The 24,574-nt window shown below is 37.4% G+C and carries 18 protein-coding genes and 2 pseudogenes; 9 read left to right on the plus strand and 11 right to left on the minus strand.

Annotation, left to right across the window (positions count from 1 at the left end):
• The first annotated feature begins 21 nt into the window (after positions 1-21).
• Positions 22-732: a type IX secretion/gliding motility protein PorT/SprT gene (porT, locus tag BD809_RS02825; RefSeq protein ID WP_148781459.1), complete on the plus strand. Its 711-nt coding sequence runs from the start codon at positions 22-24 to the stop codon at positions 730-732.
• Positions 733-739: 7 nt separating this feature from the next.
• Here porT and BD809_RS02830 read toward each other — a convergent pair whose 3' ends face one another.
• Positions 740-1,474, minus strand: coding sequence for a TrmH family RNA methyltransferase (locus BD809_RS02830; protein WP_148781460.1), 735 nt, complete (start codon positions 1,472-1,474; stop codon positions 740-742).
• 46 nt (positions 1,475-1,520) lie between these two features.
• Between BD809_RS02830 and tamL the strand changes: the two genes are divergently transcribed.
• The 3 genes from tamL to accD all read left to right on the plus strand — a co-directional run bounded on the left by tamL (position 1,521) and on the right by accD (position 6,205).
• The gene (gene tamL, locus BD809_RS02835) at positions 1,521-4,097 is read left to right on the plus strand and encodes a translocation and assembly module lipoprotein TamL (protein ID WP_317130842.1); all 2,577 of its coding nucleotides are present in this window, start codon (positions 1,521-1,523) and stop codon (positions 4,095-4,097) included.
• A 119-nt stretch (positions 4,098-4,216) separates the two neighbouring features.
• Positions 4,217-5,284, plus strand: a complete 1,068-nt coding sequence (gene fbaA / locus BD809_RS02840; protein WP_148781462.1) for a class II fructose-bisphosphate aldolase — start codon at positions 4,217-4,219, stop codon at positions 5,282-5,284.
• 66 nt (positions 5,285-5,350) lie between these two features.
• On the plus strand, positions 5,351-6,205 hold the full coding sequence (accD, locus tag BD809_RS02845; protein ID WP_148781463.1) for an acetyl-CoA carboxylase, carboxyltransferase subunit beta: 855 nt from the start codon (positions 5,351-5,353) through the stop codon (positions 6,203-6,205).
• 78 nt (positions 6,206-6,283) lie between these two features.
• On the opposite strand, the gene BD809_RS02850 is transcribed toward accD, so the two are convergent.
• Positions 6,284-7,108, minus strand: a complete 825-nt coding sequence (locus BD809_RS02850) for a hypothetical protein (RefSeq protein ID WP_148781464.1) — start codon at positions 7,106-7,108, stop codon at positions 6,284-6,286.
• A gap of 167 nt (positions 7,109-7,275) precedes the next feature.
• Here BD809_RS02850 and rpsO point away from each other — a divergent pair, with 167 nt between their 5' ends.
• From rpsO to BD809_RS02875, 5 genes are all read left to right on the plus strand, one after another.
• Positions 7,276-7,545: a 30S ribosomal protein S15 gene (rpsO, locus tag BD809_RS02855; RefSeq protein WP_148781465.1), complete on the plus strand. Its 270-nt coding sequence runs from the start codon at positions 7,276-7,278 to the stop codon at positions 7,543-7,545.
• A gap of 209 nt (positions 7,546-7,754) precedes the next feature.
• Positions 7,755-9,947: a polyribonucleotide nucleotidyltransferase gene (locus BD809_RS02860; RefSeq protein ID WP_148781466.1), complete on the plus strand. Its 2,193-nt coding sequence runs from the start codon at positions 7,755-7,757 to the stop codon at positions 9,945-9,947.
• A gap of 206 nt (positions 9,948-10,153) precedes the next feature.
• Positions 10,154-11,017, plus strand: coding sequence for a sigma-70 family RNA polymerase sigma factor (locus BD809_RS02865; protein ID WP_024772554.1), 864 nt, complete (start codon positions 10,154-10,156; stop codon positions 11,015-11,017).
• A gap of 199 nt (positions 11,018-11,216) precedes the next feature.
• Positions 11,217-11,876 carry a ribulose-phosphate 3-epimerase gene (rpe, locus tag BD809_RS02870; protein WP_148781467.1) on the plus strand — a complete coding sequence of 220 codons (660 nt, stop codon included), beginning with the start codon at positions 11,217-11,219 and terminating at the stop codon, positions 11,874-11,876.
• Complete coding sequence (locus BD809_RS02875) at positions 11,876-12,850, plus strand: YpdA family putative bacillithiol disulfide reductase (protein ID WP_246131404.1); 975 nt, start codon at positions 11,876-11,878, stop codon at positions 12,848-12,850. The genes rpe and BD809_RS02875 overlap by 1 nt, the downstream gene beginning before the upstream one ends.
• 54 nt (positions 12,851-12,904) lie before the next feature.
• Here the strand turns inward: BD809_RS02875 and BD809_RS02880 are convergent.
• The 9 genes and pseudogenes from BD809_RS02880 to BD809_RS02920 form a co-directional block, all read right to left on the minus strand.
• Positions 12,905-13,614: pseudogene (locus tag BD809_RS02880) on the minus strand (Bax inhibitor-1/YccA family protein).
• Positions 13,615-13,672: 58 nt separating this feature from the next.
• On the minus strand, positions 13,673-14,539 hold the full coding sequence (locus BD809_RS02885) for a zinc-dependent peptidase (RefSeq protein WP_148781468.1): 867 nt from the start codon (positions 14,537-14,539) through the stop codon (positions 13,673-13,675).
• A gap of 148 nt (positions 14,540-14,687) precedes the next feature.
• Entirely contained in the window at positions 14,688-15,065 is a 378-nt protein-coding gene (locus BD809_RS15920; protein ID WP_262712877.1) for a T9SS type A sorting domain-containing protein, read from the minus strand.
• 141 nt (positions 15,066-15,206) lie between these two features.
• Positions 15,207-15,755, minus strand: a pseudogene (locus BD809_RS15925) (glycosyl hydrolase family 18 protein); the annotation flags it as partial.
• 36 nt (positions 15,756-15,791) lie between these two features.
• Positions 15,792-18,668 (minus strand): Ig-like domain-containing protein, encoded by a 2,877-nt coding sequence (locus BD809_RS15735; protein WP_211356684.1) that lies wholly within the window; start codon positions 18,666-18,668, stop codon positions 15,792-15,794.
• 12 nt (positions 18,669-18,680) lie between these two features.
• A complete protein-coding gene (locus tag BD809_RS02905) occupies positions 18,681-20,708 on the minus strand; it encodes a glycosyl hydrolase family 18 protein (RefSeq protein ID WP_148781469.1) in 2,028 nt (675 codons plus the stop codon).
• A gap of 318 nt (positions 20,709-21,026) precedes the next feature.
• A complete protein-coding gene (locus BD809_RS02910) occupies positions 21,027-21,995 on the minus strand; it encodes an acyltransferase family protein (protein WP_246131406.1) in 969 nt (322 codons plus the stop codon).
• Between the two features lie 6 nt (positions 21,996-22,001).
• Positions 22,002-23,834, minus strand: a complete 1,833-nt coding sequence (locus tag BD809_RS02915) for a sodium:solute symporter family protein (protein ID WP_148781470.1) — start codon at positions 23,832-23,834, stop codon at positions 22,002-22,004.
• 4 nt (positions 23,835-23,838) lie between these two features.
• Entirely contained in the window at positions 23,839-24,567 is a 729-nt protein-coding gene (locus tag BD809_RS02920; protein ID WP_148781471.1) for a LytR/AlgR family response regulator transcription factor, read from the minus strand.
• Positions 24,568-24,574: the final 7 nt, after the last annotated feature.

Consider the following 24,574-nt stretch of genomic DNA (forward strand, 5'->3'; position numbering starts at 1 on the left):
GCATTAGTAACTTTGTAATACATGAAAAGACTTTGTTTCGCGATTATACTCTTAACTTTTACACAACATGTGAGCGCTCAACTATTTAGCAAAGAGCGGGTTCAAAATTTAGAAAACTTTGACAAACCCAGATTTAGTTGGGGATATATTCTAGGCTTCAATAGCTATGATTATAATTTTGACTATAATGAATTTGCAGAGGACACTGATATCGTTGTAGAAAAAGGCGGCATAGGTTTCAACGTTGGTCTTTTAGGAAATATGCGCATCAATGAATACTTAGACTTAAGACTAGAGCCTATGGTAGCTTTCACCAAGCGTAATCTCATTTACTCCGGAAGACAATTTAATTCTGAAGCAGAAGCACTGCGAGAGATCAACTCAACGTATGTTCATATTCCATTACTTTTAAAAATATCCACAAAGCGTCTCAATAATTTTAAACCTTTTATCGTGGGTGGAATTTCAACTTCTCTAAATCTATCCAGTAACGAAAATAATCCTGACGATAATAATGCCGGACAGTTTAGAACCAAAACCAATACCAATTATTATGAAATTGGCTTTGGTATCGATTTTTACCTTTATTATTTCAAATTCACCCCTTCTATTCGAGGAGTTTTTGCGATGAGTGATGAATTAGTTAGAGACAATGATCCTAATAGTCCGTATACTTCAACAATTGATAAAATGTCAAGTCGAGGAGTCTTTATTAATTTTACTTTTCAATAAAGCGTTTTTATCTTCTTAAAAACTCACTTAATATAATTGCCGTAGCTGTTGCCACGTTGAGACTTTCAGTTTTTTGACCTTGACCGAATTGTGGAATTGCCAAACGCTTAGTAACCAAAGCTTCAATTTCGGCCGAAATACCATTCGCCTCATTTCCCATTACTATTATTCCTTGAGACGGAAGAGTCGTTTCATAGATCGATACTCCGTCCATGAATGTACCATAAGACACTATGCCTGCTGAGCTTTTTGCTTCAAGAAACTCCTGAAGGTTCACATAGGTCACATTCACTCTGGTAATGGATCCCATGGTTGCTTGTATAACTTTAGGATTATAGCAATCCACCGTCTGATCCGAGCAAACCAAGTCCGTTACGCCAAACCAATCACATAACCTGATGATCGTTCCTAGGTTACCGGGATCTCTAACATCATCTAAGGCAAGTATCAATCCATTATCTGTTGTATCTAACGCGGTAGGAATATGAAAAATACCCAAAGCATTTTGCGGCGTGGTAAGAAAAGTGATTTGTTTCAACTCTTCTGCTGTCACAGAAAAAAATAAGGAGGATTCTACTTCAAAAAAAGATGTCTCTTGGGCAAAAAGTGAATGCACCGTTAAACCCGCATCTATAAACTCTTTTATAACTTTCTTCCCTTCGGCAACAAATAAATTATGCTGCTTTCTATACTTTTTTTGTTTTAAACTTTTTATTAGCTTCTTTTGGTTTTTGCTAACCATACAAATAGTGTATTTTTGGTCCTATAATACTGTTGAATTGAAACACTTGTTGACAAAAATATCATTTATTGCCGTAATCACGGTACTAATCTTATCATGTAATGCAGTAAAGAGAGTTCCTGAAGGTGAATTTTTACTTACAAAAAATGAAATCTACGTAGATAGCGTTAAAACAAATGATATAAAACTTGAAAATCAATTGTATCAAAAACCTAATATTAAATTATTAGGTATCCCCATTCGTTTACATATTTATAATTTAGCAAAGGCTGAACCGGATTCAGCGTACCAAAATTGGTTGAAAAAGACCCCAAAACGAGAAGAGCGCTTAGTCAACTTCTTATCAAAAAAACAGGTAGATCGTTTAGGAACGGCCTATGTAGCGTTTAATGAGTGGATCAAAACTACAGGTGAGGCTCCGGTGATTATTGAAGAATCCCGTGCAAAAAGATCTGCCCAACGACTTAAAGCATATTATTGGAATAATGGTTGGTTTAATGTGGAAACAGCCTATAATATTGAAAAAGGTGAAAATAAAAGAGGTGAAATTAAGTTTTTCACACAACCTCACCAACCATATTTTATAGATTCTCTTCAACTAAAAATTGAATCCGCTGTAGCCGATTCAATATATCGCAAGAACAGAGAAGAATCGACTATCGTCTCAGGCAAACAATACAAGACACTAGATATCGAATCCGAGAGAGATCGAATTACTACTGTGTATCGAAACTCTGGCCTCTATCACTTTGAAAAAGAATATATAAAATTCGACGCAGACACGGTCAATACAGATCATAAAGTAAACTTGAATTTACTTATTAACAACCGTCAAGTAACCGAAGGAGATTCTACTTCCAAGGTAGCTTTTAAGATACATAAGATTAGTAAAGTTAACGTGTTCACAGATTATAAGTACGAATACAGAAATGAAGCACCTAAGGATAGTTTTTACTATAAAGGGTATAATATTTATAGTTTTGATAAACTCAAGTATAACCGTAAGGCAATCACCAATGCCATACTAGTAATTCCCGGTGAAATTTATAGAGATAGAGACAGAACGCTTACATATAACCAGATAAGTAACCTTAGAACCTTTAAATACCCAAATATTCAATATGAACTGGATCCGACCGATAGCACTTCAAGTAGTTTAATCGCGAATGTTTTGTTAACTCCAAGAAAAAAATACAGCGCCAACTTTGAATTTGATTTGACTACGTCCGAAATTCAGGCTTTTGGTGTTGGTTTTGGTGGCTCTTTGCTAATTAGAAACATTTTTAGAGGTGCCGAGATTTTAGAAATCTCTGGACGCGGTAGTGTAGGATCTTCAAAGGATGCAGCCATAGCTAGTGGGAGCGATAGCTTTTTTAATATCTCTGAAATCGGAGCAGATATAAAGCTGAGTTTTCCCAGAATATTATTTCCATTAAACACCTCCAGGATCATCCCTAAGTACATGTCTCCTACCTCGAATCTTGTGTTTGGTATGAATGTGCAACAAAACATAGGTTTAGATAAACAAAATGCTTCCGGAACTTTTAATTATATCTGGAAGCCTTCCAACAAGCTAACGCATCAAATAGATCTCGTCAATATTCAATATGTTAGGAATTTAAATACTAAAAATTATTTTAACATTTATGAGACCTCCTTTAATCGCATTAATGCGATTGCCCGTAACGTTCTGGATCCCAACTCTACGTTATTCGAACAGGAATCATCAAGCCCGATTACGAGTGAAAATGCAAGATTAACCATACCAAATGGCACTAATAATTTTATATCCCAATCCCTGGGCGAGAGTCCGGATCCTGATCTAAACACTGATCAAATAAATGAAATAAAAAACATTCAAGAGCGTAGAAACAGATTGACCGAGGACAATCTAATAGTTGCATCCAATTACACTTTTCTAAGAAACACCAGAGAAAATCTCTATGATGAAAATTTTTCACGCTTAAGAGCAAAAATCGAATTAGCAGGAAACGTCTTAAGCACTGTGGCTAGTTTGGCGGGATTATCTCAAAACTCCAATGACCGCTATGCAATCTTTGGAGTTGAGTTCTCTCAATATGTCAAAACAGAAATTGGTTACATCAAACACTGGAATTTAGGTCGACGCAATGTCCTTGCATTACGCGCATTTGGCGGAATTGCAATTCCCTATGGTAATGCAAACAGTATTCCCTTTGCCCGAAGTTTTTTTGGAGGTGGTCCTAATGACAATAGAGCTTGGCTAGCCTATGATTTGGGCCCTGGTAGCACGGGTGGTCGCAATGAATTTAATGAAGCAAATATGAAAATTGCAACAAATATAGAATATCGATATAATATTCTTGGTGCACTTAACGGCGCTTTTTTTATAGATGCTGGTAATATTTGGAATGTCCTTGATAATGTTGAGGAAGAAGAAGCAGTATTTTCGGGCGCTGAGGATTTACAAGAAATAGCTGTTGGAACTGGACTTGGACTTCGTTATGATTTTGATTTCTTTGTCCTAAGACTTGATGTAGGTTTTAAAACTTTTAATCCTGCCAATGATGAAGATCAGCGCTGGTTCAAAGGATACAATTTTACAGAAGCAGTATATAACGTAGGTATTAATTATCCATTTTAAATTTTATCACAGCTAGTTTAAATAATTGAAATTTAAAAAAGTGAGTTTTCCCTTGTCTATTATCAATCCTTTCCGTTTTAATTTATTAATTTTGTAAGCTTATAAACCAAAACTAAATTATGAAGCACAACATCAAACCAGGGGTGGCTACAGGAGACGAAGTACAAGCAATTTTTGCTTATGCTAAAGAAAATAACTTTGCCTTACCAGCAGTAAATGTTATTGGATCAAGCTCTATCAATGCAGTTTTAGAAACTGCGGCCGAATTAAATTCACCAGTAATCATTCAATTCTCGAATGGTGGTGCTCAATTCAATGCCGGAAAAGGCCTATCTAATGAAAATGAAAAGGCTGCTATCGCAGGTGGAATTGCTGGAGCAAAACACGTTCACTTATTGGCAGAAGCCTATGGAGTGCCTGTTATTTTGCACACTGACCACTGTGCAAAAAAATTATTACCATGGATTGATGGATTATTAGATGCAGGGGAACAATTTTACAAAGAGACGGGCAAACCATTGTACAGCTCTCACATGATTGACTTATCTGAAGAGCCAATCGAAGAAAATATTGAAATTTGTAAGCAATATTTAACCCGGATGAGTAAGATGGGAATGACCCTCGAAATTGAGCTTGGTATCACAGGTGGAGAAGAAGATGGTGTAGACAATAGTGATGTTGACGACTCTAAGCTTTATACGCAACCGGAAGAGGTTGCTTATGCTTATGAAGAATTAAGCAAAGTAAGTGATAAGTTCACTGTAGCTGCTGCTTTTGGAAACGTCCATGGAGTATATAAGCCAGGAAATGTTAAGTTGACCCCAAAGATTCTAAAAAATTCTCAAGAATTTGTTTCTAAAAAATTTAATGTCGAGCCTAACCACATCGATTTTGTATTTCATGGAGGAAGTGGATCTACGCTAGAAGAGATCAGAGAAGCTATTGGCTATGGGGTAATCAAAATGAATATCGATACAGATTTACAATTTGCATTTAACGAAGGAATTCGGGATTACATGATAAATAACATTGAGTATTTAAAAACTCAAATTGGAAATCCTAAGGGCTCCGAAGAACCGAATAAAAAATATTACGATCCAAGAAAATGGTTGCGAGAAGGTGAAATCACATTTAAAAACCGTCTAAAGAAAGCATTCGAAGATCTTAATAATGTCAATACATTATAACAATTAAATACCGAGCTGAAAACTTAAATTAAAGTATAGTTTTCAGCTTTTTTAATACAACTACTTATGGCTTGGTTTAAAAGAACCCAAAAAGGTATACAAACAGCTACCGAGGACAAAAAAGATGTTCCCAAAGGCTTGTGGTACAAATCTCCAACAGGAAAAATTGTCGACGCAGAACAGTTAGAAAAAAACTTTTATGTAAGTCCCGAAGATGGGTACCATGTACGTATCGGAAGTGCTGAGTATTTTAAAATCCTGTTTGACAATGATTTTAAAGAACTTGATAAAAACCTGACTTCTAAGGATCCCCTCAAATTCGAAGACAAGAAAAAGTATGTAGATCGACTCAAAGATGCACACGAGAAGACTAATCTTAATGACGCCGTGCGCACCGCAGTTGGTAAATCGGGAGGACATGACTTGGTAATTGCATGTATGGATTTTGCATTTATCGGCGGATCAATGGGTAGTGTTGTTGGTGAAAAAATTGCCAGAGCCGCCAATTATTCATTGGAGCATAAAATTCCTTTGATGATTATATCCAAATCAGGAGGTGCCAGAATGATGGAAGCTGCTTTATCATTAATGCAACTTGCCAAAACCTCTGCAAAATTAGCACAATTAGCAGACGCCGGTATCCCGTATATTTCTTTATGTACAGATCCAACTACCGGAGGTACTACTGCTTCTTTTGCTATGCTTGGAGATATCAATATTGCAGAACCAGGCGCTTTAATCGGTTTCGCTGGACCTAGAGTAGTAAGAGACACAACCGGTAAAGAATTACCTGAAGGTTTTCAAACCTCAGAATTTTTATTAGAACACGGTTTCTTGGATTTTATCACCCCAAGACATGAATTAAAAAACAGAGTAAATCTTTATCTTAATTTGATTCTTAATCGTTCGATAGCGAATTAAACTAAGAATTTTATATATAAAAAACTCCCGATATCAGATGATATCGGGAGTTTTTATCTTACTAATAATGTGTTTTGCTTATAATGTTATCTCAACAACCGCGCCTTGGGTTGTGGTAAACGTAGCAGCATTGTCACAAGTTCCATCCCCATAATCAAGCACACCTTCATATGTTGATCGGATGAGTTCGATTTGTCCACTTACAAAATATCGACAGCTCAATTCTCTTCGTAAAGCAACCTTCACTTCGCTGGAATGTATGTTTCCATTAGGAAAGATAGTTTCCCAATTTCCGGTTATCAGGTATACATTGTCCCCCCAATTACCATTAAAAACACCTTCAATCCATTCACGCACATAAAGTCCTTTACGTTTGATCTCTGCATCATTAATAATCACAGCACCATCCACCATAACGGTTAACTCAGGATTACCGTTTTGATTTTTCAAAACCCAGGTAGCAGTTCGCTTTCCTGTAAAACTAATATCGTTGATAGAAAAATTCTGAAGGTCATAATCAATTATCACAGATGTAAAATCCGGTTCAACTGTATAGTTCATTACTATCTTACCTTTAAAAACATAACGGTCATTAATAGTACAGCCATCAACACCAAAATCTAAAATGACTTGCTTTTGATTGGCGTTCAACTCCACCAAAACGCTAGCACATTGGGGAAGAAATGAGCGATTCGACGATTTGTTTAAATTTTCTTCTTCGGTAAAACTCTGGAAGACCAAATCGTTGAGTACACTATCGTTGTCATCTATAACTGCCATTTGATTTACCTCTTCAACCGCAGTAATTTGATCTTGTTGATCCTCGGTATCGTCACTTTGACATCCGGCAAAGAGAAAGAAAGAAAACAGTACACTTGCTAATTTTAAAACATTGTTCATCATATTGATTAATTTAGGATTAGTAATATATAAGACTGTAATTTTATGAAAAAGTTTAATCTATAACGATTTTTAAGGTATGAAAAGTATTTCTATTTAAAAAATACTATATTTGCACGCTAATAACATAGCGTTATTTATACATAAAAATCATTTAAAATAATATTGGAATGTATTTAGCAAAAGAAGTTAAAGAAGAAATTTTTGCAAAGCACGGTAAAGGTAAAAATGACACCGGTTCTGCTGAAGGACAAATCGCGTTATTTACGCACAGAATTGCTCACTTAACAGAGCACCTTAAAAAGAATCGTAAAGATTATAACACCGAGCGTGCGCTAGTAATGCTAGTTGGTAAGCGTAGAGATCTTCTTGATTACTTAAAGAAGAAAGATATCTTAAGATATCGTGCTATCGTAAAAGAATTAGGATTAAGAAAATAATCGAAAAAGAGAGGCTGCGCGCCTCTCTTTTTAATTATACCCAAGTATAGTTAAAAAACCATAGCTTGTATAAAGTTATGTATGCCTTAGTTTTTCATTGGTCGCACACAACTACAACAACACAACCTTGTCCGCCCGAGTAAGACGGAAACCAATGTTTAATTACATCTTTAAAACATTTTTTAAAGATATTAAGAATCAAAAATAGTATGATTCCAAAAGTTTACAAAGAGGTCATTGACCTGGGTGACGGTAGAGAGATTTCTATTGAAACCGGAAAATTAGCTAAGCAAGCACACGGATCTGTAGTTGTACAGTCCGGAAACTGTATGATGCTATGTACAGTAGTATCTAATTACAAACAGAGCGACGTCGATTTTTTACCCCTTACGGTAGATTATCGTGAAAAATTTGCAGCATCAGGTCGTTATCCGGGTGGTTTCTTCAAAAGAGAAGCAAGACCAAGTGATGGCGAAGTATTAACGATGCGTTTAGTAGATAGAGTATTACGCCCGCTATTTCCAAAGGATTATCACGCTGAGACTCAAGTAATGATCCAATTAATGTCTCACGATGAAAATGTAATGCCTGATGCTATGGCCGGTCTGGCTGCATCTGCTGCAATTCAATTATCAGACTTTCCTTTTGAATGTGCTATCTCAGAAGCTCGTGTAGGTCGTATCGATGGTAAATTTATTATCAATCCAACACGCGCACAATTATTAGAATCGGATATCGATATGATGATCGGTGCATCGGCAGATTCTGTAATGATGGTTGAGGGAGAGATGGATGAAATCTCTGAAGAAGAGATGGTTGAAGCTATAAAATTTGCACACGAAGCTATTAAAGTTCAATGTGCTGCCCAAATACGTTTAGCCGAAGCATTCGGAAAGAAAGAGACTCGAGAGTATGAGTCGGAGCGTGAAGACGATAGCCTAGCTAAAAAAATTCACGATTTAGCGTATGATAAAGTATACGCCGTTGCAAAAGCTGGTTCATCCAAAAAAGAAAGAAGTACTTCTTTTTCTGAAATTAAAGAAGAGATAAAAGCTACTTTTTCTGAAGAAGAATTAGAAGATTTTGGAGATTTAGTCTCTAAATATTATGCAAAAGCTGAAAAAGCTGCGATACGTGACTTAACCTTAAATGAAGGTTTACGTCTTGATGGTCGTAAAACAGACGAGATTAGACCTATCTGGTGTGAAGTAGACTACCTACCATCAACACATGGTTCTGCTATCTTTACAAGAGGAGAAACTCAAGCCTTGGCAACAGTTACTCTAGGTACATCTAGAGAGGCAAATCAAATTGATATGCCATCTTATGAAGGCGAAGAGACATTTTACCTTCACTATAACTTCCCTCCTTTCTCCACCGGAGAAGCGCGCCCGATTAGAGGTACGTCACGAAGAGAAGTAGGGCATGGTAATTTAGCTCAAAGAGCACTTAAAGGAATGATTCCTGCTGACTGCCCGTACACAGTGCGTGTTGTATCAGAAGTGTTAGAATCAAATGGTTCTTCTTCGATGGCAACTGTTTGTTCGGGTACTATGGCATTAATGGATGCTGGTATTCAACTTAAGAAGCCTGTTTCCGGAATTGCAATGGGACTTATATCGGATGGTGAAACTGGTAAATATGCTGTTTTATCTGATATCTTAGGAGATGAAGATCACTTAGGAGATATGGATTTTAAAGTGACTGGTACTGCAGACGGTATCACAGCTTGTCAGATGGACATTAAAGTTAAGGGACTTTCTTACGAGATCCTGGTAAATGCATTAAAGCAGGCAGCCAACGGACGTATTCATATTCTTGGTAAGTTAACCGACACGATTGAAACTCCTAATACTGACGTTAAGGCACATGCCCCAAAAATGATCACCAGAACAATTCCTGGAGATTATATTGGAGCATTAATTGGTCCTGGAGGTAAAGTAATTCAAGAATTACAGAAAGCTACAGGAACTACCATTGTAATCAACGAGGTTGATGAACAAGGTGAGGTTGAAATTTTGGGAACAAGTCAAGAAGGTATTGATGCAGTCCTTGCAAAAATTGATTCTTTATTATTTAAACCACAAGTGGGAAGTGTATACGAAGTAAAAGTTATCAAAATGTTAGATTTTGGAGCTGTTGTAGAGTATATGGATGCACCTGGAAACGAAGTATTGTTACACGTATCAGAATTGGCATGGGAACGCACAGAAAATGTTAGCGATGTTGTAAACATGGGTGATGTTTTTGATGTGAAGTATTTTGGAGTAGATCCACGTACACGTAAGGAAAAAGTGTCGCGTAAAGCATTACTACCGAGACCTCCTAGACCAGAAGGTTCTGAAAAACCAAGAGGTGACAGAAAACCTCGTCAAGACAGAGATCGTAAAGACAATAAATAATACTATTTTCTTTTATAAAAGTAAAAATGCCGCTGAAATAGCGGCATTTTTTGTTTTAAAACAATCATCTAATAAACGGGTAATCAATAGGTTTACCCGTTGATTTTTAAATTTAATTTAAGTTTTTGTAACATTCTGTATACTCTTTACGTATAACTAATCAAAAGCCCTAATATTCACAATATTAAATTTCGAGGAGAAGATAGATGAGACAACTTAAGATTACGAAGCAGGTAACGAATCGTGAAACTGCTTCGCTGGACAAGTATTTGCAAGAAATAGGAAAAGTAGATCTTATTACGGCAGATGAAGAGGTAGAATTAGCACAGCGAATTAAGGCGGGTGATGAGAGAGCTCTTGAAAAATTAACTAAAGCAAATTTACGTTTTGTTGTTTCGGTTGCAAAACAATATCAGAATCAAGGTCTTACCCTTCCGGATTTAATTAATGAAGGTAATTTAGGTTTGATCAAAGCAGCAAAACGTTTTGATGAAACACGGGGATTTAAGTTTATCTCCTATGCCGTATGGTGGATTCGTCAATCTATATTGCAAGCATTGGCTGAGCAATCTCGTATTGTAAGACTCCCTCTGAATAAAATTGGATCTATCAATAAGATCAATAAAACTTATGCCTTTCTGGAACAATCTCATGAGCGTCCACCAAGTGCAGAAGAGATTGCTAAAGAATTAGACATGACTATCAATGATGTGAAGGAATCAATGAAAAATTCCGGACGTCACGTAAGTATGGATGCGCCATTAGTTGAAGGTGAAGATTCAAACCTTTACGATGTACTCAACTCTGGAGAATCACCAAATCCTGATAGAACTCTATTACACGAGTCTTTACGTACAGAAATAGAGCGAGCACTTGAAACCTTAACACCCAGAGAAGCTGACGTCATCCGTTTGTACTTTGGTTTAGGTGATCAACACCCGATGACCTTAGAAGAAATTGGAGAGACGTTTGATCTTACCCGTGAACGTGTAAGACAGATTAAAGAAAAAGCTATTCGTAGATTAAAACATACGTCAAGAAGTAAAATCTTGAAAACTTATTTGGGATAATGCCCAGTACCGTTAACAAACAGTTCATAACATAACTGTTCGTTTTTTGATTGATGAATGACCTCCGGCTGATTACCGGAGGTTTTTTCTTTTAAATAATGTCTAAGGCTATTTTTGAGCTCTAATTAATCAATTTGCTAACTATCTTTTCCTTTATCCTAACATAAATCCTATTTTTGCAAAAAACATCACAACACACATGGATTCAAAATTAATTGCCCCTTCAGTTCTTGCAGCTGACTTTGCTAACTTACAACGAGACGTAGAAATGATCAATGAGAGTGAAGCCGACTGGTTTCATATTGATATAATGGATGGTGTATTTGTGCCAAACATATCCTTTGGAATGCCTGTTTTACGTGATATTGTAAAACATGCTAAGAAAACTATTGACGTTCATTTGATGATTGTGGAACCGGATCGTTATATCAAAACCTTTGCTGACCTGGGAAGTGATATTCTAACCGTGCATTATGAAGCTTGTACCCATCTGCATCGTACATTGCAAGCGATCAAAGCCGAAGGGATGAAAGCTGGCGTCGCGATTAACCCTCATACAAATGTAAGCTTGCTGGAAGATACAATTAAAGATATTGATCTGGTATGCGTCATGAGTGTTAATCCAGGATTTGGCGGACAATCTTTTATAGAAAACACCTATAAGAAGGTTAAACAATTAAAAGAGATTATTACGAAAAATAATGCGTCTACAAGGATTGAAATTGATGGAGGTGTGACTGACAAAAATGCTAAAAAACTCATAGATGCCGGAGCTGATGTACTGGTCGCCGGTAGTTTTGTTTTTAAGAGTGATGATCCAAAACAAACGATCCGCAATTTAAAAAATAGTATTCTATAATGACTGATGAGATGCCTCATGATATCATTATAGTTGGAGGCGGCCCTATTGGTATCGCCTGTGCTTTGGAAGCACAAAAACACGGAATGAGCTATTTGATCCTGGAAAAAGGCCCCATTGTCAATTCCTTATTCAATTACCCAATTAATATGCAGTTTTTCTCCTCTTCAGAAAAATTGGAGGTTGGGAGTGTACCCTTTATCAGTAAAGAAGCTAAACCCAAAAGGGATGAAGCTCTTGAATACTACAGGAGGATTGTTACTTCTAATGATTTAAACATCCATCTTTTTGAAGAGGTTGCACATGTTCAAAAAAAAGCAACATTATTTCAAGTAAAAACTAGCAAAGCTGCTTATCAAGCTAAAAATATTATTGTTGCCACAGGTTTCTATGATATTCCTAATTCAATGAACGTTCCCGGGGAGGAATTGGCAAAAGTTACGCATTACTATAAAGATCCGCATTTTTATGCCAAGCAAAAAGTTGCGGTTATTGGCGCCAGTAATTCCTCGGTGGATGCAGCCTTAGAATGTTATCGAAAAGGCGCAGATGTCACCATGATCATACGAGGAAGTGGTATTGGAGAACGCGTTAAATACTGGGTAAAGCCTGATATTGAAAATAGAATTAAAGAAGGAAGCATCAAAGCATTCTACAATGCAGAGGTAGTTGAGATCACTCCTAATTCAATATCCTTTAAAATTGGTGATACATTGCATTCATTAGAAAATGACTATGTGCTGGCACTTACGGGCTACAAACCCAACTTTGAGTTTCTAAAAAACATCGGTATAGAACTTTCAGCCGATGAGAAGTTGTACCCTGTCTATAATGAAGATACCATGGAGTCTAATGTTGAGAATTTATATCTGGCAGGCGTAATCTGTGGGGGTATGGACACACATTTGTGGTTTATTGAAAACTCCAGAATTCATGCCGATCTTATCATTCAAGATATCCTTAAAAAGATATAATGATAAAGGCGCTAATATGAATTTGCGCCTTTATCTTTTCTACATACCGTAATACTAATCACCACTCAGGCGAGTCAGAATACTCAAAATATACCAAAATAATAACATGAGTGAAGCGAACAGCCCCAAAGAGGCACCTACATATTGATCTTCAGTATAACGGTTCTCATATTCGAAGTTTGATATAAAATTGATCCCGAGGCTAAAACCACCATACCAACACTAAACCATAATCCTAAATTAAAACCACATATCATCCCCGCCACGATAAGACCAATCGCTATAAAAAAACCAATCGTTAAAATAGATTTTAGAAAAGAAAAATCCTTTTTAGTTAATAATACAATCGCAGACAGACCGGTAAAAAGAGATAAAGTTAAAATTGCCGCTTGGTTGAGGATTGCTCCTCCTCCATTCTCTGCAACCATCATTGCAATAAATATCAACGGAATGAAAATAAATGCTTCAGCGATTACATACACTAATAAAGCTAAATACTGATGTCCTTTATTATGACTCTGAATAGCCATTTTTTCAGCGTAGGTAGTGACTAACATGAATCCACCTAGTAACAATAACCAAGACCAACCTTGCGTTAATGATAAAGCAAATTCTCTGATCGCAGTAATCTGAAGAAATGCAGATTCAACGATTATAAAAAGCAGAACGGCCATCGCCAAATGTGTATATGTCTTCTTATAAAACGCAACGCGTCTACCTTCTGTCAATGCACTTATTGGCACTATTCGTTTATATTCTTCCATAAAAAATTAAAAATTTATTAGTGTAGTAAAGATACGATTATGTGTAGAATCGAATCTATTATTTGTCGAAATATCTAAAATTAAGCATCCGCATTACGTAAGCGTAAATTTCAGGAAAATGTTCTTTAAGCCTGTTCGGTGTTTCCATAAAAACCTCAACCAAAACCGCTATAAACTCAAATTTATTGGTAAAAGCATAGGGTCTCAATACTTGAGATTTGACAATCATAGTTCGTATTTTTTCAGAAGATAAATACGCTTCCAATTCTAAAAAGGTATCATAAAACAACTCCGAGTTGATATCACTATTCCTAATCGCATTATAATGGATGACATGAGTGAGTTCGTGGATACCCAAATGAATTCCGTTATGTTTATCCGAACGACTTTTTTCAAATTGATTCCATGACATCACCAGTGCTTTAGAATGCGGATTGAACTCTCCATAGTTTTCGGTTCGGTTTAAAACGGAATAAAAAGAGTCGGGATACAAAATAATCGTTTGTAGATGCTCTAGCATATAATTACGCATTCCAAAAGTCATTTGTACTGCCAGCATTGCAATTTGCATACGAATATAGCTGGTAATGGCAAGTCCGTCACGCTCTACAAAGGTGGTTTTCTCCAAAAAATTAGCAACTCTATGCTCAAAATAACGTTGCTTTCTGTCGCTTAAAATTTGGTAGATATCATGCGCTTCAAGCAGTGCTTTTTCTTTGCTCGGTAATTTTTTAATCTTGAAGTAAAGATGTGTATAAAAAGGTTGCTTGTAATATTTTACATAAACGGTTTCTAGGTACCTCAGGACATAATATATACAAATAGAAACAATTAGAACCGTAACGAACACTCCCAAAATCGGTGCTATAGGTGTATTCGTTTCTTCTTTTTGCTGATCTATTATTTGAACTAAAAATAAAGTCAATGGGGTGTATTTATCTTACAAAATACTGCTTTTATTCTGAATAGTATTAATAATTTGTAAAGCTTACTAAAAATCTATTATCAAAATTCCGTAATAAAAAAGGGGTGCTAGTATCAGCACCCCCTCATTCCTTTAAAAAAAATAATACTTACTGTTTGATAAACTTACCCTGAATCTTCTGGTTCCCAAAAGAGATCGTATAAAAATATAAACCCATTTTAAGAATTGAAACATCAAACATATGTTCTAAGCTACCGGTTTGAGTCCTTACTTCATTCAGAACGCTAATACCATTTAGTGTAAAAGCCTGAAATCTAAAGTCCACATTAGAAGACATTCCCTTAAGACTCAAAGACAATATATTATCCTTGATAGGATTAGGAAATATGCTAGCTTCAATTTTTTGATTGAGAACTGTACTATCTTGGCGAAGTAGTGGGCTACGGTCTAAACCGTCAATGTAGGCTCTATGAGGGTTTGAAAATCCGAATACGCTTGCCTTATCCCAATTGATAGACCAAGTCATCAATCCTCTAAAATTGGCATAACCTGATGGGTTACGTAATGTATATCTGCCTCCAAAAGACTGTCCCTCGATAATGTAATCCAAGGCTTTATGTACTTCTGCTGGTGCTGTGAATCCACTTCCCGCAGCAGACCCTGTGGCCGGTAATCCAATGGCAACCTGATCAGGTCTTAATGCCGGGAACTGTTGACCTCCAGCTACAGGAAACCCTTGTAATAGCATGTCTGCCATAGCAACATGAAAATCGGCAGTTGCCGAACTATAGCACAATCCGTCTAATCCTAACATACAACCTGTATTATAATGCTGTACATGAATGTAATCCATGTCATTTCGTAATGCATAAATAACAGGAAGATAAGCACCTGCAGGGCCACCATAAGAACTAAAACCTCCTTGAACAAATAAGGTTTCTGGTGCCATAGAAAGCACAAAATCAGAACCAAATTGAGATAATATCGTTCTAAAAGCACTGATCAGGTTTACGACCTTAGGAGATGTAGGGTTTTTAAAATCAGTATCACCTCCGACAAGAGAAATAGACTGTCCTTCAAAATCTATATCCATACCATCAAAACCATATTCTCTTATAATATTAATCATCGAGGTGCTAAATGCTTGAGCATCAACTGGTGTACTAACACATACAACACCTGTCTCACCTCCCATAGAAATTAATACTTTTTTACCTTTACTCTGTAAATGTGCTACCTCATTCTTAAATTCTTACACCCTCGAATAAATAGCAGGATCTGGTGTAAAAGTCATTGTTGAGCCTACAGGAACAGTCGGTACCGCAAAAGCAATGTTAACCACATCCCACTTATCAGAAACCTCACTTAGTTTCATCGGGCCGGCAGGATTAATAAAGTTATGCCAGTACCCTACTAACAACCTTTTAGGAAGATCTCCTCCCGGATTTGGCGGATTGGTTGATCCTACTGAGATATTGACAGTTATGGACTCTCCAATTGCATTATCATCATCGATAGCTTTGGCAATTAATGAATAACTACCAGATGAAGCGTTATTCCAGGTAAAACTGTAAGGACTGTTTGTATCTTCTCCTATTTTAGTTCCATTCCTATAAAACTCTACTTTAGTCACGTTTCCATCACTATCTGAAGCAGAAGCATGGATAGTAATCGAACTTCCAACAGTAAAAGACTGTCCGTTTACAGGTTGTGTTATAGAAACGGTAGGAGCTTCATTTCCTCCAGGAGGATTTCCGCCGCTACAATCACCAAGCTCTTTCCATGCATCAGGCCAAGCCCATCCATTTGGATCACCAGGAGCATATGGACCACCTACGGTACACCATCCTCCTACAATACATTCGTACTCTTTACCAAAGTTTTGAACTTTATCACCAGTGTTATATGGTGATCCATCTACATTCTGCTGGGCATCACAACCGCTGCCACCAGTGTCATTTTGAACGGTAATATTAATTACTGCCGAAGTAGTGTTCGCATTATCATCATCGGTCGCAATTGCTGTTACACTGTGACTTCCTACTGTTGAAGTCCAATTTGTTGAATACGGAGCAGAAGTATCTTCGCTGATCATGTTTCCGTCAACATAAAACACAACTTTACTTATGCTCCCGTCTGTATCATTGGCATTTGCGGTAATCGCAACATTTTGTCCTGTAGTAAACGATGCATCATTACCAGGTCCGGTTATTGAAACTGTTGGAGGCTGATTAGTTGTGTCTCCATTTACTGAAATCGAAACCAGAGTTGAAGTTCTTACTGCACCTGCATTATCTGTTGCTCTTGCTGTGATTGTATGATTACCTGAAGTTGCTATCCAGTTTGCTAGATAAGGCGAAACAGTATCTTCACTAATCAAATTTCCATCTATGTAAAAAGCAACTTTGGTCACATTTCCATCACTATCTGAAGCATTCGCACTGATATTTACCGTATTTCCGGCCGTAAACGTAGCTCTGTCCGCCGGAGAAATTACAGCTACCTGTGGAACCACATTTTCTGGGCCACAAGAACTACCTGCCACTTGATTTATGGCAGTAAGTAACGAAGTAACCTGACTACTGGTATCGTGAGATAGCTCCCACATCATGATACCTCCTCCTCTTTGCTGTGCTAATTCAGTTTTTGCCTTTATTGTAGGAATTCCATTATAGTGAACACCCTGATGCACATCACTGTTTGGATCTGCACCTTCAGCAATTAGTGTAGCATAACTTTTCCAGGAAGGTCTTCCATAGAACGGAACCCCTAATACAGCTTTTGATTTTGGCAACCCTCTACCTAAACAATAATTTAAAGAACTCTCAGCATAGCTGTATGGTGAATGACTTGCACCATCTCCCCCATCATATGCCATAAGATTTAAAAAATCTACGTCGTTAAAGACACCGCTCAGAATTCCATTTCCTGCCCATCCTTGTGCTACTACAGCAGCTGTCAATAATTTTCCTCGACTATGTAAGGCTTGTGCGAGTTCGCGCATCAATAATTCATAATTTTGTGGCTCGCTACCATTATCGGAATACTCCCAATCCATATCAACGCCATCGAGATTATATTCGTTCACAAAACTGATCATATTGTTTACAAATGCAGTTCGTGCTGAAGCATTAGATGCCAATTGTACAAAACGCGTATCAACTCCGCTCCCATCACCAAGCTCCCATCCACCGACAGCGATCAATACTTTTACTCCTTGAGCATGTCCTAAAGAAACTATTTGACGCAATTTTCCGGCATTTGCCAATGGTTCCAAACTACCATCACCTCTTGGAATTGCAAACGCATAATTAATATGTGTTAATTTATCATATTGAATGTTATTTGCATCCCCTTGCCAGCTGGGGCTATATCCGACCACTTTGAAACCATCACCTTGGCAACCACTGCCACCATCAGAGGTAACTGTGACAGTTACAGCTGTGGAGGTGGTAGATTTATTATCATTATCTGTTGCTTTGGCTGTAATCGTATGATTTCCTAAACTTGCTGTCCAATTGATGGTATACGGAGCAGAAGTGTCTTGTCCAATCATACTACCATCGACATTAAATTCTACCTTAGCAATAGAACCATCTGTATCTGAAGCATTGGCATTAATAGATATAGTAGTTCCCTGAACAAAAGATTGACCACCTGATGGAGAAGTAAGTGAAACTTGTGGTGCTCCGTTTGGAGGATTTCCTCCACCATCGCATGCTCCCAGATCTTCCCAATCTGAGCTACCTACAGGATTTTGATTGGTCCACCACTTAGCTTTGTATTCGCGACCATCAAGGGATACTACATCGCCGCCGTTATAAGCCTGTCCTGACACCCAGACCGGTGCAGTACATGATCCGGTCGGGGGGTTACCACTTCCATCACATGGTCCATGATCTTCCCACTCAGAACCTCCAGGAGTTTGTTGTGTCCACCATTTGGCTTTATACTCATGACCTTGATAGGATACTATTTGTCCTCCAGTATATCCCTGACCCGAGACCCAGGCTGGTGCTGTACAAGATCCACTTTCGCTTCCGGTAACGGTTATTGAAACTGAAGAAGACCCTTCTCCATCTTCATTATCAAACGTTTTAACAGTGATAGTATAGCTTCCTGCTGGCACATTGATCCAATCCTAATTATGAGGTGCAGCCGAATCTTCACCCAACATCGCATTACCATTATAGAATTCAACACGGCTAATGGTACCATCTGTGTCTGATGCATTTGCCGAAACCATAATATTGGAACCAGCTGTAAATGTGGCACCCTCAGCTGGGCTTGTAATTGAAACCTTGGGTAACTCGTTACCACCGGTCCCTGTAACCGATACTTTAACAGTCGATGTGGCACTAGTACCTTCATTATCATAAGCTTTGGCTACAATCGTATAACTACCTGCAGATATATTTGTCCAATTATACGAATATGGCGCATTTAAATCCTCTCCCAATAAAGCAGATCCATTATAAAATTCAACACGAGCTACACTAATATTATCACTTGCATTTGCAGTAATACTGATATTTGCTCCGGCAGTAAATGTTGCTCCTTGAGCAGGAGAAGTAATTGAAACTGTAGGAGGTGGATTACCGGTACCCCCTGAAGCAAATAATTCATTCATTTTATTAACTAATGGTGATTTTACATTAGACCATCTTTTTAACTTTGGCCCAAAGGATTGAGCGGATCCACTAAATTCAAGATCACCAAACACCGTCCAGACTATTGTCCCTGCAAGATTATTAATATTGATAAATTTCGCTTTTTTAGCTATGGACTCTTCATCATCATAACTTAGAAAATAGTTGTCTTTAATAAGATAAGGCACTTTAGCTTCGTTATCCCATTTTTTTGTCCACCCACTATTTGGTGACAATGCTTTTTGCTTAATGAAAAAATAATTTGGCGTGCCATCATAGACATCTCTAGGCCAATTGGTAAAATCCGCTGCCGTTTGGATGGGTCCGTCCGGTTGTACCGTCTCTGCTCTTTTTACGGTTGCCACATTAAGATCTGCCGGACCATTGGTAACAACACCTCTCCCATAAAAAGGAGCTCCGAAACAAATTTTATTTTTTGGAACTCCCATTGAAGTAAGTTGTTGTAATGTGGACTCCCAGTTAAAATTAGAAGCTTCTGCACCTGCATAAGGATATACCGGAGCATTATGATTTGCCTTATTAGAAAACCCTCTAGCAAAATCATAGGTCATCATATTGAAATAATCCATGGTATTGGCTAACTTCGACCAATTGAATCCGTCTAGCTTTTTGGGATCTGCCGACATTGCAGCGGTAATTAATTTATTCGGACCTATAGCATTTCTTATTTCCTGCACCAGTGTTTCAAAATTAGCAAAGTCTGCCTGACTGCCTGTAAAATTCATTCCGGAATAGGGTCCGGGATACTCCCAGTCTAAATCTATCCCATCAAATCCAACAGCAATCAACTTTTTACAATCTGCAATGAATTTTGCTCTTTTTACTGGATCTGCTGCCATTTCAGGAAAATGCTTGCACATACTCCATCCTCCAATAGAAGCCATTACCTTAACCCCTTTTTGGTGTGCAAGTTCTATTAGCCCTGGCGCTCCGTTCTCTTTGTGCAAGGGAACCGGCAATCCCCCACTAAGTCCCCATGTTGGTTGAGACCAAGTACTACCTCCTATTTCTACCACAAAGCCTTGAGCCTCTGCCCGAGTTTTTGCCTCAGCATTAATGTATTGTACAGGATCAATTTCACCAAATAATATATGCATATCCCAGCTACTGTACACATCGGTATAAAAAATATCTCCCGGTTCCTGAACAGCTCCCTGTTGATAGATATTTTTGTTTCGCAGATCTCCACTGTGTAAGGAACCATCCTTAGCTACTCCAAAAAAAGAGTAATTGAGAATGGTATACTTAGAATAATCAATATTAAGATGTGTTAAGGCTCCAGGACTAGGGACGCCCGCGGTAGTAGATTTCCATGCATCCCAATTGGTAATGTACCCTATTACTTGTTTTTGATGCTGCGATGTGGTTGCGTTACCTCCTGTACTGACTTGAGCCACTAATGAAGAGGTAATTATTAAACATATAACTACACAGAGTTGTCTGAGTTGAATTTGGTAATGCTTCCACTTGTAGAAAGCAGAGGGGGTTAAGGTTTTCATGATTTTTTGTGTTTAAGTTAAACTTGATATATAATTAGTATATAAAAGTCGGTTCTTCCTAAAAGTATAAAGAAGCATTAAACACCAAAAATTAAATCGCTAAACGACGATAAACCACTGATTTTTAACCTCAAAATAAAGATGACGTGTAAATTATAGGAGAAAACACCAGCTCTCAATTATCACTAGCTACTTCAATCAAACTTTAAAGAAGAGCTTCTTTCTAAAAAAGAAAAAAGCCAAAAGTGTATAAAATGATACGACTACGAGTGCATAAAATAATGAAGCAAGCGTTCGATCTATGAAACTGTACTTAAATTAATTCTCAAAAAGCCAACTATGTACGGAAACCTCGTTTTTTACCTGAATTAGATAAAATGCTTTTGTAATTAAACTGGAGGTGAAGAATATAAAAATTGCATTGGCTCCAACATATTTCACAATGGCACCAAAATCTCGTTTTTCTTGATCCATAAAATAATAGAATATAGCTAATAACACAGTGCCATATCCAGCAGTTACCAAGACAAAACTACTTGACCATAATGCTTTATTGATTGGAAAGAAATGATTCCAAAAATAACTGACAACAAGCAGCGTACCTCCTATACCACACAGTAATATAAGCTTCCGTGTACTTCTACTGACAAGAATCTCCCCTACAAAAACACCCAATATAGCTGATACAAGTGAAGGCACCGTACGTAAGATACCTTCAGGGTCATAGTCCGGTTTCCATAGGTACCCTTTTAACAGATGATAATCCAAATAATTAGCCCAATTATTCAGCGCCCGATTTAGCGTGGGTAAGCTTCCATCTGGCAAAGGCATGTAAACCATCCACAACCAGTAGCCCACTAAAATAACTACAGCGACAACTATTAATTGTATTCGGGTACAATTGAGATAGGCAATTGATACGACACAAAACACTATCCCGATACGTTGTAGTACTCCGGGTAACCGCAATCCATCAAAATTAAAAAAAGGGATGTATGGTATAAAGGCATTAATAATCAGTCCGAGTGCTATTAGTTTAAAACTTCGGATTAAAATCTTTTTATAAGTAGCTCCTTCTGCGACTTTGTTTTTATAAACCAAAGAAAATGAAATGCCCACGATGAATATAAAAAAAGGAAAAACAAAATCAGCCAGATTCAATCCATGCCAGGGAGCATGTAGCAAAATTTTATATACACAAGACCAATCCCCGGGAGTGTTGACCAATATCATTGTCATGATTGTAAGCCCTCTTAAGAAATCTACAGACTGAATTCTTTGGTTCATCCTTGATTAAGTTACCAACCGTTTACCCGTCGCTTTCCAAACCAGTATTAATAAAACCCCGGCGGTTAAAGCAATTATCGAAGTAATACTTGCTGTAAGGTACTGCCCATATATCCAGTTCCCTGTAGCAAACATGCAGCTATACACTAAAATACAACCTAGAATCATAGCAAGGATTCCGGAAGGAACAAACCAAGATTCGTTGGACTTCACGATCTCTACCTTTTCTTCTTTTGCTCGTTGCAATACGGTCTTCCACCCAGGACCCCCTGGTTGTATTCTTCTATAAAAATCAAAAAGTTTTGAATCATCATCAGGACTTGTTAAATAGGTAACTGTAATCCAAATAATAGTCGTTAAAAGAACTACAAATGGAAATTCAAACCAGTCTGGAAAAATCCCCGGGGTTACTAAGTCATTATCTAGTCCCCCGAAGAGATATCGATTCAAAGCGGTAGTACTAATTACTATAGAGATCACTCCCGAGGCGAACATCGCAGAAATCTCACTCCATGCATTAATTCGCCACCAAAACCATCGTAAAATAAAAATGAGTCCTGTTCCTGCACCAAACATTAGAATATATTTGAAAATCTGAACTGCATTTGTTAGCGCTAAAGCAATCAATGTACTAACTACCATCAAAACAATAGTTGCTATCCTTCCTACTGCCACCAATCTTTTTTCGGAAGCCTCTTTATTTACAAATTCCTTATACACATCATTTACCAGGTAGGATGCTCCCCAGTTTAGATGGGTAGAAATGGTAGACATGTACGCAGCCACTAACGAAGCTGCAACAAGACCTATCAGTCCGGAAGGTAATCTAGTAAGCATTGCCGGGTACGCAAGATCATGACCCAACTTATCATCCGTAATTCCGGGAAAAGCTTCTTTCAAACTTGCCAAATCAGGAAAAACGACTAATGATGCTAAAGCAACAATAATCCATGGCCAAGGTCTCAATGCGTAATGCATAATATTAAAAAAGAAGGTGGCTCCAATGGCATGATTTTCATTTTTTGCGGCTAACATACGCTGTGCAATATAACCTCCTCCACCAGGTTCAGCGCCCGGATACCAAGAACTCCACCATTGTACAGCCAATGGAATTATAAATAAGGTGATCAATGCTTTTTTATCACTCCAACTTGGAATCAACGCCAGTTTATCCTTAATTGCCGGATTGGAAATTAAATTACTCATTCCTCCCACCTCCGGAAGATTAACACAATAATAGGCAGCACCAATGGCTCCGGCCATCGCTACAAAAAATAGTAAAAAATCAGAATATACTACCCCTTTAAAACCACCCACTGCACTAAAAATTAAGGTTATTACCCCGGCATATCCAACAGTTTCCAAAGCAGATAATCCTAACATCACTTGACCAATTTTAATCGCTGCCAAGGTCACTCCCGACATGGCAAGAATATTAAAAATAAATCCTAAATACACTGAACGAAATATGCGTAAAAAACGTGCTGATTTACCAGAATACCGGAGCTCATAAAACTCCATATCAGTTTTGACGTTAGAACGTCTCCATAATCGGGCATAAATAAAAACTGTAAGCAAGCCCGTGAGTAAAAATGCCCACCAAACCCAATTACCCGAAACTCCATTTTGACGCACAATATCGGTAACCAGATTGGGGGTATCCGTAGAAAATGTAGTAGCTACCATAGAGAATCCAAGTAGCCACCAAGGCATATTACGACCAGATAAAAAATACTCGGTAGTATTTTTTCCAGACCTTCTGGATACGACTAATCCTATGATCAAAGTAGTTAAAAAAAAGGTTGCAATGATGCAATAATCGAGTGTTGATAAAACCATAGTATTATTCGTTTAATAAATTTCCTTTATTTTTAATGATTCGTTGTTTTGCGTGCATGACATAATTTCTACCCAGAGGAATTCGTTTAGTCCCTATCTCAATTAAGTTTCCTTCTATAGATTTCACCTTGTCTATAGCAATTGCGTAGGACTTATGAACTCTTATAAAATTTTCATCCGGTAACTCATCGCTTATACTGGATAGACTTTTATGTGAAACATAGGTGCCTTCAGTCGTACTTACCCGTATATAATCTTTGAGACTTTCGATATAAAGTATATCATGCAGCAAAATTTTAACCAATTTCTTATCTACTTTTAAGAAAATATGTGGTGACTGCTCAAAATCAATGGCCGTGTGTAGTTTATTTTCTATGATGAGTCTATTAGTAAGTTTATTGATCGCTTTGAGAAATCTACTAAATGGAAACGGCTTCACCAGATAATCCAAAACTTCTAATTCGTAACTCTCTATTGCATATTCTTTATAAGCGGTTGTGATAATAATCTGGGGATACTTTGGGATGCATTTCAAAAACTCAAGTCCATTCATCCGAGACATATTAATGTCTAAAAAAATAACATCTACTTTACCTTCTTCAATGATAGAGAGCGCCTTTAAAGGCGTTCTGTAAGCTCCAACTATTTCAATATTTTTAAACTCCTCAATAAATGATTCAATCACCTCTATCACCAATGGTTCATCATCTATAATAATAGCTTTAATATGCATTATATTG

Origin of the sequence: Aquimarina intermedia (genome assembly GCF_008124785.1) — a bacterium.
Taxonomy (GTDB): domain Bacteria; phylum Bacteroidota; class Bacteroidia; order Flavobacteriales; family Flavobacteriaceae; genus Aquimarina; species Aquimarina intermedia.